Origin of the sequence: Paenibacillus sp. WLX1005 (assembly GCF_046603685.1) — a bacterium.
In the GTDB taxonomy this organism is placed as follows: Bacteria; Bacillota; Bacilli; order Paenibacillales; family Paenibacillaceae; genus Saccharibacillus.
This window is the reverse complement of the sequence record NZ_CP176756.1, coordinates 4010103-4028899: the sequence shown is the minus strand read 5'-3', so window position 1 is coordinate 4028899 and position 18797 is coordinate 4010103. Positions and strand designations below refer to the sequence as shown.

Annotated in this window: 13 protein-coding genes; 9 read left to right on the top strand and 4 right to left on the bottom strand. The window is 46.8% G+C overall.

Annotated features, from left to right (window positions below; all coding sequences use genetic code 11):
• Positions 1–13 precede the first annotated feature (13 nt).
• Positions 14–2956 carry a formate dehydrogenase subunit alpha gene (gene fdhF / locus ACE3MZ_RS17195; protein WP_411343359.1) on the bottom strand — a complete coding sequence of 981 codons (2943 nt, stop codon included), beginning with the start codon at positions 2954–2956 and terminating at the stop codon, positions 14–16.
• A gap of 614 nt (positions 2957–3570) precedes the next feature.
• Between fdhF and ACE3MZ_RS17190 the strand changes: the two genes are divergently transcribed.
• The 4 genes from ACE3MZ_RS17190 to ACE3MZ_RS17175 all read left to right on the top strand — a co-directional run bounded on the left by ACE3MZ_RS17190 (position 3571) and on the right by ACE3MZ_RS17175 (position 7133).
• Complete coding sequence (locus ACE3MZ_RS17190; protein ID WP_411343358.1) at positions 3571–3918, top strand: DUF2294 domain-containing protein; 348 nt, start codon at positions 3571–3573, stop codon at positions 3916–3918.
• Between the two features lie 5 nt (positions 3919–3923).
• Positions 3924–4751, top strand: coding sequence for a formate dehydrogenase accessory sulfurtransferase FdhD (gene fdhD, locus ACE3MZ_RS17185; protein ID WP_411343357.1), 828 nt, complete (start codon positions 3924–3926; stop codon positions 4749–4751).
• A 97-nt stretch (positions 4752–4848) separates the two neighbouring features.
• Positions 4849–5862 carry a GTP 3',8-cyclase MoaA gene (gene moaA / locus ACE3MZ_RS17180; RefSeq protein ID WP_411343356.1) on the top strand — a complete coding sequence of 338 codons (1014 nt, stop codon included), beginning with the start codon at positions 4849–4851 and terminating at the stop codon, positions 5860–5862.
• Positions 5863–6248: 386 nt separating this feature from the next.
• Positions 6249–7133 carry a formate/nitrite transporter family protein gene (locus ACE3MZ_RS17175; RefSeq protein WP_411343355.1) on the top strand — a complete coding sequence of 295 codons (885 nt, stop codon included), beginning with the start codon at positions 6249–6251 and terminating at the stop codon, positions 7131–7133.
• A gap of 188 nt (positions 7134–7321) precedes the next feature.
• Here the strand turns inward: ACE3MZ_RS17175 and ACE3MZ_RS17170 are convergent, their stop codons facing one another.
• Entirely contained in the window at positions 7322–9106 is a 1785-nt protein-coding gene (locus ACE3MZ_RS17170) for a methyl-accepting chemotaxis protein (protein ID WP_411343354.1), read from the bottom strand.
• A 39-nt stretch (positions 9107–9145) separates the two neighbouring features.
• A complete protein-coding gene (locus ACE3MZ_RS17165) occupies positions 9146–10165 on the bottom strand; it encodes a BMP family lipoprotein (RefSeq protein ID WP_411343353.1) in 1020 nt (339 codons plus the stop codon).
• A 216-nt stretch (positions 10166–10381) separates the two neighbouring features.
• On the opposite strand from ACE3MZ_RS17165, the gene thrC reads away from it, so the two are divergent.
• The 5 genes from thrC (at position 10382) to ACE3MZ_RS17140 (ending at position 16988) form a co-directional block, all read left to right on the top strand.
• Positions 10382–11782: a threonine synthase gene (gene thrC, locus ACE3MZ_RS17160; RefSeq protein WP_411343352.1), complete on the top strand. Its 1401-nt coding sequence runs from the start codon at positions 10382–10384 to the stop codon at positions 11780–11782.
• A gap of 220 nt (positions 11783–12002) precedes the next feature.
• Positions 12003–13322: an SMI1/KNR4 family protein gene (locus ACE3MZ_RS17155; protein WP_411343351.1), complete on the top strand. Its 1320-nt coding sequence runs from the start codon at positions 12003–12005 to the stop codon at positions 13320–13322.
• Positions 13323–13361: 39 nt separating this feature from the next.
• Positions 13362–13763 carry a GNAT family N-acetyltransferase gene (locus ACE3MZ_RS17150; protein WP_411343350.1) on the top strand — a complete coding sequence of 134 codons (402 nt, stop codon included), beginning with the start codon at positions 13362–13364 and terminating at the stop codon, positions 13761–13763.
• 172 nt (positions 13764–13935) lie between these two features.
• Positions 13936–15345, top strand: coding sequence for an aspartate ammonia-lyase (aspA, locus tag ACE3MZ_RS17145; RefSeq protein WP_411343349.1), 1410 nt, complete (start codon positions 13936–13938; stop codon positions 15343–15345).
• A 362-nt stretch (positions 15346–15707) separates the two neighbouring features.
• Positions 15708–16988 (top strand): hypothetical protein, encoded by a 1281-nt coding sequence (locus tag ACE3MZ_RS17140; RefSeq protein WP_411343348.1) that lies wholly within the window; start codon positions 15708–15710, stop codon positions 16986–16988.
• A 381-nt stretch (positions 16989–17369) separates the two neighbouring features.
• Here ACE3MZ_RS17140 and ACE3MZ_RS17135 read toward each other — a convergent pair whose 3' ends face one another.
• Positions 17370–18323 (bottom strand): FUSC family protein, encoded by a 954-nt coding sequence (locus ACE3MZ_RS17135; RefSeq protein ID WP_411343347.1) that lies wholly within the window; start codon positions 18321–18323, stop codon positions 17370–17372.
• Positions 18324–18797: the final 474 nt, after the last annotated feature.

Genomic DNA, 18797 nt, shown 5'->3' with positions numbered 1-18797 from the left:
GAGTAAGGCGACATTACATATCTACCAGTGGAACGAAGTCTGGACGATCCCATTTGCGCTGAACTTCGACACCGTTTTGCGGGTGGCGCTGTTTGTAGCGTGGGTTGATCTCAGGCAATGGATTCACACCTTTAATATTTAGAATCTGCATCCGTACTTTGGTTTGCTTGTAAGCAGGAGTATGGGTACGAACATCGACCGCAGAACCAGTCAATAGATTGACAGCAGTCTCATGGCTGACCGAGTGCATGGGCACATAGATTTCTTCGCCGCGTACCCGGTCGGTTACGACTGCGCGCAGCTTGATCGCACCGTATGGTGATTCCAGTCGTACCAGCGTACCATCCTCAATGCCGCGTACTTCTGCCAGTTCTGGCGATACTTCAACGAATACTTCCGGCAGCTTGCGATTGATGCCTTGGGATTTGTTAGTCATATTGCCTTCATGGAAATGTTCCAGCAGACGACCGTTATTCAGTGTGAGATCGAATTCGGCAGGATATTCTACTGGCGGCACGTAATCAACGAGCGAGAAGCGCGCTTTTTTGTCCGGGAAGTAGAAGCCGTCGGTGTACAGCAGTGGTGTATGTGCGCCATCTGCTGCGCCCCATTGGAAGCTGCCCCAGCCTTCTAGTACATCATAGTCACATTGGGAGAAGAACGGTGTCAGACTTGCCATCTCGTCGAAAATCTGGGATGGATGCGTATAGCCCCAGTCAAATCCGAATTTCTTCGCCAGTTCGGTCGTAATCCACCAGTCCGGTTTGGAATCGCCCAACGGTTCCAGTACTTGATACAGACGTTGTACACGACGCTCTGTATTGGAGAACGTGCCGTCTTTTTCCAGCGATGGTGCGGCTGGCAGGATCACATCGGCGAATTGTGCCGTTTTGGACAGGAACACATCTTGCACGACGAAAAATTCCAGTTGCGACAGCATTTCGTGCACATGATTGACGTTGGAGTCGATCCACGCCATATCTTCGCCGACTAAATACATAGCTTTCATCTCACCACGGGCAATACCATCGACCATAGCGATATTGTCTTTACCCGGTGTTGGCGAGATCGAGACGCCATATGCTTTTTCAAACTTAGCGCGAGCCAGATCATTCGATACGTGCTGGTAGCCCGGCAGCCATGGTGGCAGTGTACCCATATCGCAGGCACCTTGTACGTTATTGTGTCCACGCAGCGGGTAAGCGCCAGCACCTGGACGCATATAGTTACCAGTAGCGAGCAGCAGGTTGGAGATCGCTGCGGATGTGTGCGAACCGGCGATATTTTGCGTTACACCCATGCCCCAGCAAATCGCAGTGCCGTCGGCATCCCGGATTGCTTCGGCGATAGAGATCAGCTCGGCTTGCGAGATACCGGTAACTTCTTCGGCATAGGCAAGTGTATAGGTTTCGATCAATTGTAAATAGTCTTCATATTGGTTAACATGCTGCTGGATAAATTCCGGCTGATGCCAGCCTTGTTGAATCATATAGTTCGTAATTGCTGTGATCCAGACGAAATCTGTACCTTGCTTCGGACGGATAAACAGATCGGCACGTTCTGCCATCTCGTGCTTACGCAGATCGGCAACGATCAGCTTTTGACCGTGCAGCTTGTGGGCACGCTTGATCCGGGTTGCCAGTACGGGGTGACCGTCGGCAGGTGCACAGCCAACCAGAATGACCAGACCAGCGGCAGCGATGTCTTTGATCGAACCAGCGTCACCACCGATACCAACCGTAGACATCAGACCATCGGAAGCCGGAGATTGGCAATAACGGGAGCAGTTATCCACGTTGTTCGTTTCGAACACTTGACGTGCCAGCTTCTGAATCACATAGTTTTCCTCGTTTGTAATTTTGGAAGAGGAGATGAAGCCGATTTTGTCACTACCATGTTCTTGACGGATAGCGGTCATACGCTCTGCCACATAAGTGAGTGCTTCATCCCATGTTGCTTCAACAAATTCGCTGCCCTGACGGATCAGCGGCGTAGTTAGACGTTGTTCGCTGTTTACGAAGTCCCAGCCGAATTTCCCTTTGACGCAAGTAGAGATCGCGTTCACGGGTGCATCGTGGGTAGGTTGAACTTTCAGAATCTCGCGTCCTTTTGTCCATACTTCAAACGAACAACCGACACCGCAGAAGGTGCAGACGGTTTTCGTTTTGCGGGTACGGGTGTCACGCATAGCTGCTTCCACTTCGGAAATAGCGAAAATACCGCTGTAGCCCGGTTCTACTTCTTTGATCAGATCAATCATCGGGTCGAGCATTTCCTCGCCGATCCCAGACATGAAGCCAGCTTGACCAAGCATTGTTTTCTCCATCAGGGCGTTACACGGACAGATTGTTACACATTGACCGCAGCTGACACAGGACGATTCGTTAATCTGGACGCCATCATCCCAAATGACGCGTGGACGATCGGCTTCCCAGTCGATGGACAGCGTTTCGTTTACTTGCAAGTTTTGGCATACTTCTACGCATTGACCGCAAGCGATGCACTGGTTCGGATCATAACGGTAAAAAGGGTGGGACATATCAACTTCAGTCGATGGAGCTTTTGGCTTGTATGGATATTTCTGATGCTCAATTCCCATCGCTTCGACAGTATTGTGCAGGGTGCAGTTCCCATTGTTGTTATCGCAAACGGTGCAATATAGCATATGGTTTTCCAGCAGTCGATCCATGCCTTCAGTCTGGGCAGTCTTAGCAGATTGTGAATCGGTCTGAACGTCCATGCCGGATGTGACTGGCGTGGAACAGGCACGAACGAGTTTGCCATCAATCTCCACGATACAAGTATCGCAGGTCTGGATCGGATCAACTTCGGGTACGTAACATACTTGGGGATGTTGAATGTCAGCAAGATTGATCGCCTGCAACACGGTCATGCCGGGCTGGGCTTCATAGGATTCGCCGTTGATCGTAAGCTTGACGATTGTCGAATTGTTCATGCGGAAACTCCTTTGTTGTCGGATTACATCATGATGATGGATTACAGTTAAACAGGACGTAGGTACATAAAGGATAATGAAAGCGTATTCGGCAAGCTAGAATCGATCGCTCGTTGTAGGAATGCTTTTATCAGTGATATACCCAAATGTTATTAATAACGGCTAAAATGAGGAAAATAATTATAACTATTTCCTTTTTGTGCATCATACATAGCGCATAATGATAAGCAAGTGAATAGATGTCGGTCTATCAAAGCGTTGTCGTGCGGCATGGCAGAATGGGTAAATATAGAGAATCAATAGTAAAATAGGGCATAAAAAAACTCCACCTTAAAATCGATGCCTGTACCAAAAAACAAGCAGCAAGTTTAAAGTGGAGTAATCCGTCAGCAATGACATACTGACCAATCAATCCGAATGGTTTGACAATAATGTGACCAGAATTCATTATACGCTTCTTTTTTTGAAATTCAAGACACAAGTTGTTCAAACATGACATCACTAGCCGATAATAAGCAAAGAACGCTGTAGAGTGTATGTTCAGCATATTCGGGGGCTTGAAATTCGGAAGATCAAGTGTATGATCAGTAACAGAGAATCAAGGGGGAACAAGCATGAAAAGAGAATCCGCGTTTAACGATATCGTACGCAAAGTACGCAAGGATACATTTGGCAAAGGACCAGAACGCATTCATACAACGTTTGTTGATAATATGGCGATCACGAAGATGTGGGGCAATTTTACGCCAACCGAAAAGTTTATTGCGAGTACAGAGGAAGGCAAGGAAATGGTGCATCGTGCACGCACGCAGATGGTTCAGCGGCTATACGAACAGCATATCCCGGATGGACTAGAAGAACTGTGCGGTTCAAAGCTAGAGCATCTGTTTACCGATATTAAAGTGGAGGATGACTTTGCCATTTCGGTATTTGTCTTTGAAAAAAATATTGAACAGGGATGATGAGCATGAAGCCGGAATTACAGCGGCAACGCAGCGTAATCCGCTATGAACGCGGACAACTGGAGGAACGGCAAGACATCGTTGTCTCTGAACAGCCGGTAACGATCAAGGTCAACGGCGAGGAATTTGTTACGCTTGTCTGTACGCCCGAGCATATAGAGGATATGACTGTAGGCTTTTTAACATCCGAGGGTGTCATCCGGCGCTATAGCGATATTCAGGAACTATGGATACAAGAAGAAGAAGGGTATGTACATGTGCGTACCGATCGCTGGAAGCCTCAGCATCGTCAACTGTTCACCAAGCGCTATATTACGTCCTGCTGCGGAACAAGTCGGCAGGGTTTTGTATTTGTAAACGATATGCGTACCGCCAAAAGGATGGATGAGGTGCACGTCAGGCTCTCATTTGATCAGTGCTTTGCGCTGATGGAGCAAGTGCAGCACAGTGCTGATCTGTTTCAGCAGACCGGTGGTGTGCATACAGCAGCGTTATGCGATCCAGACGGCATCCTGCTGGCACGCAGCGATATTGGTCGCCACAATGCACTGGACAAAATCTACGGCTGGTGCCTGCGCAACGAGGTGAATTTGCAAGGGAAAATCATTGCATTTAGCGGACGTATTTCTTCGGAGATTCTGACCAAAGTTTCCAAAATTGGCTGCGAGATCATTCTGTCCAAATCGGCACCGACCGAGCTGGCATTGGATCTGGCAGATCATCTGGGCATTACGACGGTTGGTTTTATTCGAAATGGTAGCTGCAATGTATATACACATCCGCAACGATTACAGGAATATGCGGACAGAGATCAAAGCTCTGTGCTATTCTAAAGGGAAACCGTTATCTATCGCCTATGTATCGTTATTTTTTATATAAGGTTGTAAAAGCATAAAGTATCGCCATCAAGCGAAGATTGGAGGAGAGACGATGACTACCTATGATCAGCATAACCGTATACTGCGTGACTTACGGATCTCCGTTACCGATCGCTGCAATTTCCGTTGCCGGTATTGCATGCCAGAAGAAATCTTTGGCAAAGATTATGAATTTCTGCCTAGTGACAGCGTATTGAGTGAACAGGAGATTGGACGAATCGCAGCTATCTTCGTCTCGCTTGGTACACGCAAACTGCGCATTACTGGCGGAGAACCGCTATTGCGCAAAGATTTGCCCAGTATTATTGAACGATTGTCTGCACTAGATGCTGACGATCTGTCGTTAACGACCAATGGCAGTCTGTTAGCACGCAAAGCTAAAGATTTGAAGGCGGCAGGCTTACACCGGATTACGGTCAGTCTGGACAGTCTGGAAGATGATATGTTTCTGCGGATGAATGGTGGACGCAGTCGGGTTAAGCCGGTATTGGACGGTATTGATGCCGCCGCAGACGCTGGTTTGCAGGTGAAGGTCAATATGGTCGTGCAAAAAGGATTCAATGAAGATGCTGTCGTACCGATGGTGGAATATTTCCGTGAACGCGGTCATATTTTACGTATGGTTGAATATATGGATGTTGGAAATACGAATGGCTGGAATCGCCAGCATGTGGTCAGCAAGCAGGAATTGCTTGATCGCATCGGACAGCATTGGCCGTTAGAACCGCTGGCACCGAATTACGACGGTGAAGTGGCTACTCGTTATCGGTTCAAAGATGGTAAAGGCGAGGTAGGCTTCATCTCCTCGGTTACGGAAGCATTTTGTTCTTCTTGTACGCGTGCTAGATTGTCAGCAGAAGGCAAGCTCTACACCTGTCTGTTTGCAACCAAAGGGCATGATCTGCGTCAGCTGCTACGCTCTGATATGACAGATGAGCAACTGGCTGATCAGGTAAGCCGAATCTGGACGGGACGTCATGATCAATATTCAGTAGATCGTGGGAATAATCAGCCAGTTAATAAGGAAAAAGGTAGCAAAGTAGAAATGTCCCATATTGGCGGATAGGAAATAGGAGGCGCATGCCTCCTATTTTTTCTGTCACAATATTGACAAAAAATAGAGCCTGAATTAACCTTAGAAAGCGGCTGAGGCCGGTTTGGTATTCATTCAGGGATTGTTTGGATATTAAGCATGGAATTTTGACTATGTAGATTGATTCGCTTATAGGCAAACTGTAAGAGAATGAATCGACAATTGAACCTTTTCTCTCGGTACGTTTGGCTCATAACAGAATGTCAGCATAATGAGGGCTTGTCATGAGGTTTTTTGTGCTGTAATGATTCGCTGTCTGCATTGCAATCTGGCGCCAGAACTGTAATTACAACATCGAGTCTATGTCTGCACATCATACGCTTGACTACAACGAAGACGACATGGATGGAGGATTTATAATGTCTTACTACACACCACAGGAAATTATGAAAATGTCCGCTGAGGTTGGCTTGAAAAAGTCGAAAATGCCAGTATGGACAGTGCTTATTCTGGGATTTCTTGGAGGCGCTTTTATCTCACTCGGGTTTCTCGCAGATATTCGTGTCATCGGAACAGCTCCCAAAGAGCTAGGTTCCATTGCAGGCTTTTTTGGGGCAGCAGTGTTCCCGGTTGGTCTGATGCTAACGTTGCTTGCCGGTGCTGAATTGTTGACCGGTAATATGATGACGATGGCAGCCGCTTTATTTTCCAAAAAAATTGGATTTGGACAATTGGTAAAAAATTGGGTACTAGTGCTGATCTCTAACTTTGTTGGCGCGATTGCTATTGCTTACTTTTTTGGACATGTCGTTGGATTAACAGAAGGTGACTTTCTTGCCAAAACGGTAGCGATTGCTCATGCCAAAGTAAGTGAAGGTTTCGGCGAAGCATTTGTCTCGGCAATCGGTTGTAACTGGCTCGTTTGTCTGGCTGTCTGGCTCGCTTATGGTAGTAAAGATTCGTTCGGCAAATTTGCCGGTATCTGGTTCCCGATTATGGCGTTTGTTGCGATCGGATTCCAGCACGTTGTAGCCAACATGTTTGTGATTCCGGCAGCGATCTTTGGCGGAGCAGATATTACGTGGATGCAATATCTGGAGAACTTTGTACCAGTATTTTTGGGCAATGTAGTGGGCGGTTCTGTATTTGTAGGACTCGCTTATTTCCTCGCTTATCGTCATACGATGGACGATGTACCAACACAGACACAAGGCGATATTTCACAGGCATCTTCTGCGGTTCCAAGCCCGCCACGCGCTGTCAATGAAGCTGCTGTCGGTGGCACACGCGCTATCAAACACTAATATCGTGTACCTATAAATGATCCAGAATGGAATCCGCCTGCTGGTAGAGCAGCGATCTTATTCTGGATTTTTTGTACATCAAAAACCCGTTTCACAGTCATGTATGTGCATGATTATGAAACGGGTTTTGGTTTAGAGATCATTGCTTATTCATGCTTACAATCGTTCTTTTTGCAAAAGCAACGATATTAGGCTGGTTTGGAGGTTTGATCTACATCACTGGCTGCATGCAGCGTATCTGATGCCGTTTTGCGAGTAGACACTTTGCTTGGTTTGTTGCCGTCAGTAGTTGAATCCAACTCCGAAGCTGAAGCGGTATCGTCCAACTGGAAGCGATCCAATTCTTGCTGCATTTCTTCGCGAATCTGGCGCAATTGCTTCACCTGTTCACTCGATTGCTGGAAGGCATGACGTTGTTCGACAGTGGAAGCGGTAATCTCTTGGCTACCTGCTGCGGATTGTTCGGTGATAGCACTAATATTCTCGATTGCCTGTTGTACTTGATTGCTTAATTTGTGCGATGCTTGCATGTCATCTGCCAGACGGTGAATATGAGCGGTGATTTGCTGAATCTGACCGCTAGTTTCGGCAAATGAAGCACTGGTAGAAGCAGTTGCCTGTTCTTGCTGCTCAAACAATTCGACGCTGCGAGTAACCGAAGTATGCACATGTCCGACTGCCGACGTGATCGATTCCACAGCGGTGAAGATCTGACGCGCTGCTTGTACGGATTGATCCGCTAGCTTTTTCACTTCACCGGCAACGACGGCAAAGCCTTTCCCTGCTTCGCCTGCACGGGCTGCTTCGATGGAAGCATTCAGCGACAGCAGATTGGTTTGTGATGCGATATCCGATACGAGTCTTGTCATATTGGCAATCTGATCGGCATTTTGCTCTAGGGAGCTAACGGTTTGTTGCAATTCAGTCATCGCAGCACGGTTGCTAGATACGAGCTTCAATTGCTCTTGCATCCGTTCATTGCCTTGCTGAATCGATTGCAGTACTTCATTGCCATAGGCGGCGGATTCGGCTGTCGTTTGCAGATTGGTTTGGAAGGTGTTCTGCATCTGGTCAACGACTTCAACGGTTACACCGAGATCTTCAGCGATTTTCTGGCTACCGATCGCCAGCTCTTCTACCGATTGCGCGACTTGACGAACGACATCTTGCATCCGGTCATTACTGCTATCGATATCGCGTGCGCGCTCATCTACACGATTCCCTGCTTCACCGATAGAGCCAATGATACTGCGCAGATTGGACACCATCTGATGGAAGGAACGATTGAGATCGGCGAGTTCATCTTTGCCTTTGGCAACAGGCAGCTTCACGGTAAGATCACCAGCAGCAATGCGCTGGGCAGCTGATGTGAGTACCTGTGTACGGCGAGCAAGCTGTCTGGCAGTGTACGTATTAAAAATACCAACTGCAATCAGCAGAATGATAGCACCAAACAGTGCTACCTGTACGGTAGTCGAGATGCTAGATGTCAGATCGGAAGTATAGTTCTCATAGTTGGCTTTGCTGAGTAATTTCAGCTCGTAGACATCATTTTGCATGCCTTCCACGCGGATACTTTCACGTTTTGCTTCTGCATTGTCCTGCGCTTGCATCGCTTTGGTAGCGGCATCAGTCAGTTGAGTGAATTTGGTCTGAACTCGTTGCAGCAATTGTTGTTCTTCCGCGGTCGGAATGTCTGCGGATGTCAGTGCCGTTAATGTAGCTTGCGTACTTTGCAGCTGTTTCTCTACAATCGCTTTATTGCTTTCGGAAATGGAGAATGAATAGTTGTTGAGTGCTTGCCCGGTTTGAACAAGATCGCTGTCTAGTTGCTGTACATTCATCATGATCGGAACAAGGTCGCTATTTTGCGAATTGATGTTCAGCAGTTGGAAAATGATATATCCGACCAGTACGAGCGAGGCGACCAACGAGATGATCGCATTGAGTACCAGTTTGCCTTGTAATTTCATAGGTTCCTCCTGTAATTGGGAAAATGGAAATCAGTCGAATCAGGATGCATCCAGTTGAATTTTGATATCGCCGGAAATGAGCTGCTGTTTCAATTCATCCAGCTTCTTCTGTTGTGCATCAGTTAATTCAAATACATGGATCGGTGCCAATCCAACACCGCCATCCTGCAATCCGAATACCATATCCTTTTCAGGGAATGTACGGTTATTGTCGATATAGGTTTGAGTGGCATTATACAGGGCAACATCGATATTTTTGATCATGGATGTGATGACCGATTTTTCGGCGAGGAAGAATTGATCGCTATCTACACCGATGGAGTAGATGCCTTGCTTCTGCGCTTCCTGTAGTCCGCCTACGCCAGTCAGACCGGCTACCGTGTAGATCACATCCGTATTATGGTTGTCGATCATATCTTTGGCAGCGGCAGTGCCGAGTTCCGGTTTACCGAAGTCGCCTGTATAATTGATTGTAAACTGCGCATTCGGATTGATCGCTCGTGCGCCTTGTTCAAATCCGCTCTGGAATTTGTGCAGCAGTGGGCTTTCCATACCACCGATAAAGCCAAGCTCGCCGGTTTTGCTTGCCATCGCTGCCAGTGCTCCTGCGAGGAAGCTACCTTCATCCTCTTTAAAAGTAATAGAAGCGACATTCGCGAGATCGGACTTTTCATCGATCAGCAGAAACTGCTGCTTCGGATTGCTCTTGGCTGCTGTTTCCAAACTATCCTTCACCGCATAACCGAGTCCGATGATAACATCGTTGTGCCCATCGATTAGCTGTTTGAATGCTTCATCGTATGTTTTTGTGTCCGAGATTTCGCGGTAATCGAACTTAATTTTGCCTTCGTCTCGTGCTTGAATCAATCCATTGAATGCGCCATCGCTAAAGGATTGGTCGCCCAGCCCGATGTCGGACAACACGATACCTACTTTCAGTCTGCTGTTCGCAGCCTGCGCGGTAGAGCTGGTTGTGGCTGAAGAGCATGCGCTTAATAGCAGCATCGCAGCCAACAGAATAAGAAAACTTGCTTTTTTCCAATGATGATGTTTGTACATTGGCGATTTCCTCTCTGAATTCAAATATTATTCATAGGTTATTATCGGCATTTCAATTTAGTTAGTTAACCGACAAATGATGATAAAATATGCGAAAATGATAAAACTTTAGCAAATTAATGCTTGGAAGCAACTCCATGACAGGGTATGATAGAAATTAATAATTTTTCATATTGAATGAAAGTGATGAACATTACAGATAACTGGGGGAGAACTATGAAGTATATCAGCACTAGAGGACAAGTGGAGCCAAAAGGATTTATCGATACCGTATTGATGGGGCTTGCCGATGACGGCGGTCTGATGATACCGGAACAAGTGCCTGTTGTATCCGCGGAGACGCTGAAACAATGGAGCAAGCTGAACTATGTCGATCTGTTTCTGAATGTATTCGCCCTGTATGTAAACGATGAGATTCCTGCTGCGGATCTGCGTGAATTGGCTGAGCGTAGCTATGCGAATTTCCGTGATCCAGAAGTAGCCCCGGTTCGTCGCATTGATGATTCCCTGTATATTATGGAGCTATTCCATGGCCCTACCTTTGCGTTCAAAGATGTAGCGCTGCAATTTATGGGTGAACTCTATTCCTATATGTCACAAAAGTACGGCGAAGTAATTCATATTCTGGGCGCAACCTCTGGTGATACGGGAGCGGCAGCGATTCAGGGCGTACGTGGCAAAGAAGGCATCAAAATCTGTATTCTGCATCCGCACAATCGGGTCAGCAAGGTTCAAGAGCTGCAAATGACGACCGTAGACGATAGCAATGTGCTGAATCTGTCAGTCAAAGGTAACTTTGATGATTGTCAAAAAGTGATCAAAGACCTCTTCGGCGATCTGCCATTCAAAAAGCAGCATCATCTGCGGGCCATCAACTCGATCAACTTTGTACGCATTTTGGCGCAAACAGTGTATTACTTCTATGCATACTTCCGTGCGCAAGAAGGCGCGAATGGACGTAAGATCAACATCTGTGTGCCATCCGGTAACTTTGGTAATATTTTCTCCGGTTATCTGGCGAAGCAAATGGGACTGCCGATCAACCGTCTCATCATCGCGACGAACGAAAACAACATTTTGGAGCGCTTCGTAAAAACAGGCGAGTACAAGCCGGGCGACTTTCGTAGTACGCATAGCCCATCGATGGATATTCAGGTGGCGAGTAACTTTGAACGTTATCTGTACTATTTCCTGAACGAGGATGCAGCCAAAGTGTCGGCATACATGCAGCAGCTGCAAACCGATGGCAAAATCGTCCTGTCTGGTGCCGATCTGGAGCAGGTGCAGCGCGACTTTGCTGCGCATGGTGCTTCCAATGAGGAATGTCTGGAAGAAATCAGCAAGTATCATGCAGAGCATGATTATTTGCTGGATCCGCATACTGCTTGTGGGATTGCCGCTTATGAGCAGCATAACGGCGAAGACGAAGTGTGCGTAACACTGGCAACTGCGCATCCTGCCAAATTTGACGAAGCGATTGTGCTCTGTCAGATCAAACAGGAATTCCCAGAGCCGATTCAAGCATTGTTCAATATGCCGCAACATCAAACGGTGATTGACCATGATCAAGACGAAGTCGTTCGTCAGCTGGAATCGTTCTACGCACTGCAAGTATAAGCTGTAAGTGTAAAAGATTATCGGTATCATGTAGGATCATCATTGTTGGTAGGCAGCAGAGGAAGCCGTAGTCATTGGACTGCGGCTTTTTTGACGTTGGGTCGCGGGATAGGGCATAGTATAATTAACAGACTGACAAGGCTTGGTACATAATAATGTTGGATAGATACGGCATGTAATACGCAATATCATTCATGTCGATGTGTAAGATGGAGGGATCATGATGACATTGCAACAATCGTTTATAACATGGCGTGAACAATGGCAGACTTTGCTGGATCAATTGCAGCAGCGTGGAGTAGATACGGCGGCAACCTTCGCACCAGTCGCTGATTTGCAGCAAGTGGAACAGGTGGAACAGCAGCTGGATATAACACTACCGACAGAATTGAGAGAATTGCTATTGACTGGTGCGAGCGAAGTATCGGTAATCTGGTATGTTCCGTCTGAACAGATGGTGCCGTTTGGCTTGACTGGCGATGTAGGTTGGTCGCTGGAGGCACTGGATTTCGTGGAAATGTGGTCAGAAGATGCAGAGTCACCGGAACAACGGCGGTACTTGACCTTTTATCATGCCGGGAATGGTGATCGTCTGGTGCTGGATCTAAGTGATGTAGAGCGCCCAGCCGTATTAAGCTGGGATCACGAAACGGGTGAATTCCGACTATTGGCGGGCTCACTGACCGCCTTTCTAGAGCGGATTACGGCGTTGTATGGCATTGGAGCGGAGCATTGGCAATATGAGCATTTTATCGATCATGGCGGATTGAATATCCATCATCCTCAGGCGCAGCGCTGGCAGCAATGGATGCACGATTATGTGCATTTGACGCTGGAGCAGGCACGTACGCAATTGGACGTCTTAATTCGATATGCGGAAATGCACGATAGCGATGATGCAGCGCTACAACAAGCATTTGCAGCATTTTCAGAGCAGGACGTGTTGACGGCATGGCTCAATCGGATTGAGCAGGAGCGTGACGTTCATCTGCGCCATAGTCTGATGGAGTGTGCAGCATCCATCTGTCGTTCTGCGGCGGCGGATTGGGTGCGTGAGCTGTGGAATGCACCGTCAGATCAGCGCATCAATTCGGCAGTGCTGGCGTATGTGACGGCTTGTTGTTTGCCTGAGCAGGAAGGGTTACAGCGTGTATATGCTGTATTGGAGCAGCTTCAGCAATCTAATCGTCTGAATGGATATGGCGCCAATAGCTGGCTCAAGCCATTTTATAGTCGCGAGGTGTTGCAGTGGATGTGGCAGGGCAAACGTGTCAGCTATCCGTATGACGGCTGGGATCGCCTTTTTGCCTGCTCTGCACCGGAGGCTGAGGATATCTGGCAATGGCTTGGCGGCAGTACCGTTCAACGTCAGGTGGTCATTAGCGCGCTGTCAACGGCAGAGGATGTACAGGCTATTTTTCCAGAGCAAGATCAACTGCGGCATACACTGGCATTGCTAGAAGGCGAGCTAGACAAAGCAGTTACAAAAAAGGAAAAAAATCTCGTCAATAGCGCTATTCAAGCACTGAGCAAGCAATAGAAAACATCATAATCTTATTCCGAAAAGGTGGTCATTGCAGTGGACATTCAGCATCGTATTCCTTCAATGGATGAGTATTTGCATTTGCGTAGTATTTCGGGCTTGAGCGAGATGAGCCGTGAAGGAGCAGAAAAGGGATTACCACTCAGTCTGTTTGCAGTAGTGCTGGAGGAACAGGGGAAAGCGATCGGTATGGGACGTGTGGTAGGCGATGGCGGGCTGTTCTTTCAGGTGACCGATATTGCGGTACACCCGGATCATCAGGGCAGAGGATATGGCAAAGCCATCATGGGTGAAATTACACAGTATTTGAAGCAACATATGCCACCGCTTGCGATTGCTACGCTATTCGCCGATGTACCGGCAGATCGGTTGTACGCGCAGTTCGGATTTGAGTATACAGCGCCTGCGTCGCTAGGGATGTGGCTGCGACAGCCGTAATAAGTGACGTCATCTGATAGGAATAATTTTGCTTTTGACTGGAACCGGAGCGAGGCTGGTCGTATAATAGGACTGTTGTTGTGAAACGAAATCGGGATTCAGCAAATTTGCAGTCGTGCCTACGCGCACTGCTTGCAAATTCGCTACTCCCATACAGCCGGAGGAATGCGTTGTGAGAGTAGAAAAAGATTTTCTGGGCACCAAAGAAGTTCCTGATGAAGCATACTATGGCATCCAGACGCTGCGGGCAGTGGAAAACTTTCCGATCACCGGTCAAAAGCTGCACCCGGAGCTGATTCGGGCGATGGCAATGGTCAAAAAAGGCGCAGCTCTTGCTAACATGGAACTGTCCCGTCTGTACGGACCAAAAGGGGAAGCGATTGTACAGGCTGCTGACGAGATTCTGGAAGGTCGCTGGATGGACCAGTTTATCGTGGACCCGATTCAAGGTGGAGCCGGAACGTCGATTAATATGAATACCAACGAAGTCATTGCCAACCGTGCATTGGAAATTATGGGCAATTCCAAGGGCGATTATGTCAATATCAGCCCGAATAATCATGTGAATATGGCGCAGTCGACTAACGATGCGTTTCCAACTGCCATTCATATTGCTACCCTGTCGATGATCGAGAAGCTGCTCGTAGCGATGCGCGAGCTGCAACAATCATTTCAGGTGAAAGCCGACGAATTCGATACCGTTATCAAAATGGGCCGTACGCATCTACAAGATGCCGTGCCGATTCGTCTTGGTCAAGAATTCCAGTCGTACGCTCGTGTACTTGGTCGCGACATCGTTCGTGTGGAAAATACGCGTGAAAATCTGTTGCACATTAATATGGGTGCAACCGCCGTCGGTACTGGTCTAAACGCTGACCGTCGTTATATTACGCGGGTCGCGGAGATTCTTGCTGATATTAGCGGTTTTTCGCTGGCGGCATCAGATCATCTCGTTGATGCTACCCAGAATACCGATGCCTATACCGAAGTATCCGCCGCACTGAAGATCTGTATGATGAATATGTCCAAAGTGGCAAATGATATTCGTCTTATGGCATCTGGACCGTATGCTGGTCTGAACGAGCTAAGCTTGCCTGCTCGCCAGCCGGGTTCATCGATTATGCCGGGTAAAGTCAATCCTGTGATGTGCGAAGTTGTCAACCAGATTGCATTTCAGGTTATTGGGAATGATCATACGATCTGTCTTGCTTCCGAAGCAGGTCAAATGGAGCTGAACGTTATGGAGCCAGTGCTGGTATATAACCTGCTGCAATCACTGGAGATCATGAAGCAGGGCTTTACTGTGTTCCGTTTGCATTGTGTAGACGGTATTCAGGCGAATGTCGACCGTTGCCGCGAGTACGTGGAGCGCAGTGTAGGTATCATTACCGCGCTGAATCCGCATCTTGGTTATGAAGTCGTATCGCGGATTGCCCGCGAAGCGATCCAAACGGGCAAATCGGTACGCGAACTGTGTTTGCTGTATAATGTATTGACTGAGGAAGAGCTGAATATCATCCTTGATCCATATCAAATGACGGAACCGGGCATTGCCGGGGAAGAATTGCTACATCGCGAGTAGTTGGAGCGTCTTACTTTCTGCTTACTTCCATATAGTGCAAGACATAGCAAGCCTGTCCTGGGTTCAAGGGCAGGCTTTTTCATATATTTATGTGTATGTAGATAAATATATGAAATTCAGCAAACAGAAATTAGACGCTATCGCCGAGTCATTTTTCTGCTGGAAGGGTAGGAATATTTTAGCTTCCTACTAGCAGATATGATATAGTGCATGTAGAAACCGCGCCTATACCGGCGATGGTGAACTAGTAAAATGCCGATCTATCGCGTCCTTTTACAGTCAATATAAATAGATGAACGGAGGAATACTTAATTAACTAATTCAGGTCTGCTATAACACCGACAAACGGAAGGAATGAGTTTATGAATATGCAAAAGAACTGGATGAAACCTGTATTAACGATAAGTTTATCTGCTACGCTGCTTGCTGGTAGCGCTTCATTATCTGGATATACCGACACACCGACAGCCGCAGCAGCAACAACAGCCAAGTCGGATGTCACGTCCAAGCTGGAAAATCTGGGGCAACCATTTAAAAGCGAACCATATGCGCGTAACGTATGGGATATGCAGGTGTTTGACGGTAAAATCTATCTGGGTAGCGGGAATAGCAGTAACTCCGGTCCTTCGCCCAATGCAGGTCCGATTCCAGTCATTTATTACGATCCATCCTCTAACAAATTTGTTACTCAAAAAGTCATCTCCACCGATGCCAAAACGGGCAAAGAAACGACACGCGAAGTGACGGATGACGAACAGATCGATACGTTTAAAATTATGAAGGGCAAGCTCTACATACCGGGTAACGATTCCATCGTTCCGGGCTGGAAATACGGCAACTTTTACGAGCTGAACGGTGAATCGTGGACAGAGTATCAGAACATTCCCGATGCGCTGCACGTCTACGATCTGGCGTATTATCAAGGTGAAATGTTCGCAGCTGTCGGTACTGAACAGACGCCTGTCGTCATGGTCTCCAGCGATAACGGCAAAACATGGGACAAACTGGCAGCAATCGACGGCTATGGTAGTCGCGCGTACAAGTTTTTCCAATTCAAAGGCAAGCTGTACGCCGCCGCCATCATCATGCCAGACAATCAAATCTGGGGCGACGAAACCCATGTACTGTCCATTGACAAAAACCTGAAAGTCACCCAGCAAAAAATCAACGGCAAAAACATCCTGCCCGGCATGAAATTCGTACAGGAACCTGGCAAAACGCCATACAATCGCATTAGCAAAACGGTAGTCGTTAATAACCAACTAGTGTATATTGCTGGTGAACTGTATAACGATGCGCAAACGATGCCAGAAGCGCTGATCGCCGCCAAAGACATCGACGATGCGCGCCGCATTACGTTGCCGGATACCAAAGCACTGCCGACCGATATGATCGTGCGCAACAATGTGCTGTATGTGTTAACGTATACGAAGCAGAGTGACGGTAGTTATATCAACCGCGTCTACAAAACCCGTAATTTGAAAAACTGGTCGCAACTGCTGCAATTTGAAAAAGGCACGTATGCTAAGTCACTGGAAGAGTTGAACGGTGATTTCTACTTTGGTCTGGGTACGGATACCGAGCCACTAGCAGCGTCCGCTGGTCAAATTTTACGGGTGAAAGCAGCCGATATCCGTAATTAATTGTAGAGCATACACTTTTTCGTGACAGTGACAGTGACAGTGACAGTGACAGTGACAGTGACAGTGACAGTGACAGTGACAGTGACAGTAACAGTGACAGTGACAGTGACAGTAACAGTAACAGTGACAGTGACAGTAACAGTGACAGTCGTTAGAGTGAAGAGAAGTGTATCTGGATAGGAAAAAGCACAATCGTCCGTAGCATAAGTCGCTGCGAATACGATTGTGCTTTTTGTTGTGCTATCTTTGAAGCCAGTGTAATGCCGTATCACTCTGCCTTCTTACAAGATTCCAATATTCCAAAAAATCTACAGTAACGTGCCTTCCATCCAAAACTGCTGTGAACTATTGTAATGATTCATCCTACATTAGTAAAATGATTCAATCGTTGATTCGATTGACATTTTTGTGCTCGCCAGACAATTCTTTGCGTAAATTCAGCGGCGGTGCAATTTTCGTAGGTAGCATCAACCCAAGCTGAGTTAAATCCTGCAAAATGCAGCGCACATGATAGCGGTAAATCATTAGCAAATCCTCACCATGTACCGTCAGAGGACGAGCAGGAGGGGAACTAAATTTAAAATCCACCTGTGGCTTCGATTCCACCGCTTGTGGCGGTTCATCAGTTAGCAGTCGCAGCATTCGCATATGGGAATACGTATTGTGATAAATATCGATTTCCTCTTCCAGATGATCCATAATTGTTCGTTTCTTTTTGTTCAGATGAAATTCCGAAGTATAGATCTCATACACCTTTTCCAGTTCGGACATATCCTTTTTTAGCGAACTGATATGTACACCACCGCCTTCAGCGAGCAATTCATGCGACAGCACCGTCAGCCGCTGACGCAGAATTTTGCGCCGCTGCTCCATATTGCGCTCATGGTTAGGCGGAAAGACGAGATAGTTGATGATCACCGCTACCCCAATGCCGATTAGTGTATCCAGCACCCGATTCATCCCGTAAAACCAAGGATTCTCACCCGGTCGCAGATTGAGCATAATCGCCAGAAATACGATACTGGCAATGGAGACCGATTTGTTCCATTTGAGCAGATTACAAATATAAATGACGACCACAATTCCGACCGCCGAGAATATGGCACTATGCGGATCGATGAGTGCAAACCCCATTCCGAATACAGCGCCGACAATCGTACCCATGACGCGATTTTTGCCGACTGTATACGAGTTCGTGACCGAATTTTCCATCGCAATAATCGTCGCGATAACTGCATAAAACGGATATTCCAAATTGAATACTTTCGAGATCAACAAGCAGATCAACACCGCCAGCGCGGTTTTAATATTACGCATACCAATTGCCAATTTCATAATTTCAATAGATTCCTTCCTGACATTCCGGCTTGAATAGTGGATTTATACTATAATGGATTACCCCAATCTTGTCTATGAAGTAGATGAGGGTTGAGTGTAGAGTCAATATAAGATTTTGGTCTATTGTTATTGTAAACGTAATAGAGAAAAAATGAAAAATCAACTATGTTCATACAACAGAAGAAACATAAAAGCTATAATATGATCATCATGTTACTTTTAAGTATTGATTTTATTTGCATCCAGCAATTTACATGCTAACATACGCTTATGTAATAAAAGGGGAAGAGGATATAAAATAGTATCAAATACATAAGCGTACAAATATCTACAACAAGAGGTTCAGTAAAATATTGATTTTAGTCTTTAATGTTTACTGATTTTTGCAAATTTTTATAACATTACTACACAAATATATCCCAAGCTGATACAGACGTTGTTTATGAAAGTAAAACATTGCTCTATGCAACA

Bases quoted from the DNA above. Each gene is read 5' to 3' on its own strand.
- fdhF (WP_411343359.1), bottom strand. From the start codon at position 2,956: ATGAACAATTCGACAATCGTCAAGCTTACGATCAACGGCGAATCCTAT.
- ACE3MZ_RS17190 (WP_411343358.1), top strand. From the start codon at position 3,571: ATGAAAAGAGAATCCGCGTTTAACGATATCGTACGCAAAGTACGCAAG.
- fdhD (WP_411343357.1), top strand. From the start codon at position 3,924: ATGAAGCCGGAATTACAGCGGCAACGCAGCGTAATCCGCTATGAACGC.
- moaA (WP_411343356.1), top strand. From the start codon at position 4,849: ATGACTACCTATGATCAGCATAACCGTATACTGCGTGACTTACGGATC.
- ACE3MZ_RS17175 (WP_411343355.1), top strand. From the start codon at position 6,249: ATGTCTTACTACACACCACAGGAAATTATGAAAATGTCCGCTGAGGTT.
- ACE3MZ_RS17170 (WP_411343354.1), bottom strand. From the start codon at position 9,106: ATGAAATTACAAGGCAAACTGGTACTCAATGCGATCATCTCGTTGGTC.
- ACE3MZ_RS17165 (WP_411343353.1), bottom strand. From the start codon at position 10,165: ATGTACAAACATCATCATTGGAAAAAAGCAAGTTTTCTTATTCTGTTG.
- thrC (WP_411343352.1), top strand. From the start codon at position 10,382: ATGAAGTATATCAGCACTAGAGGACAAGTGGAGCCAAAAGGATTTATC.
- ACE3MZ_RS17155 (WP_411343351.1), top strand. From the start codon at position 12,003: ATGATGACATTGCAACAATCGTTTATAACATGGCGTGAACAATGGCAG.
- ACE3MZ_RS17140 (WP_411343348.1), top strand. From the start codon at position 15,708: ATGAATATGCAAAAGAACTGGATGAAACCTGTATTAACGATAAGTTTA.
- ACE3MZ_RS17135 (WP_411343347.1), bottom strand. From the start codon at position 18,323: ATGAAATTGGCAATTGGTATGCGTAATATTAAAACCGCGCTGGCGGTG.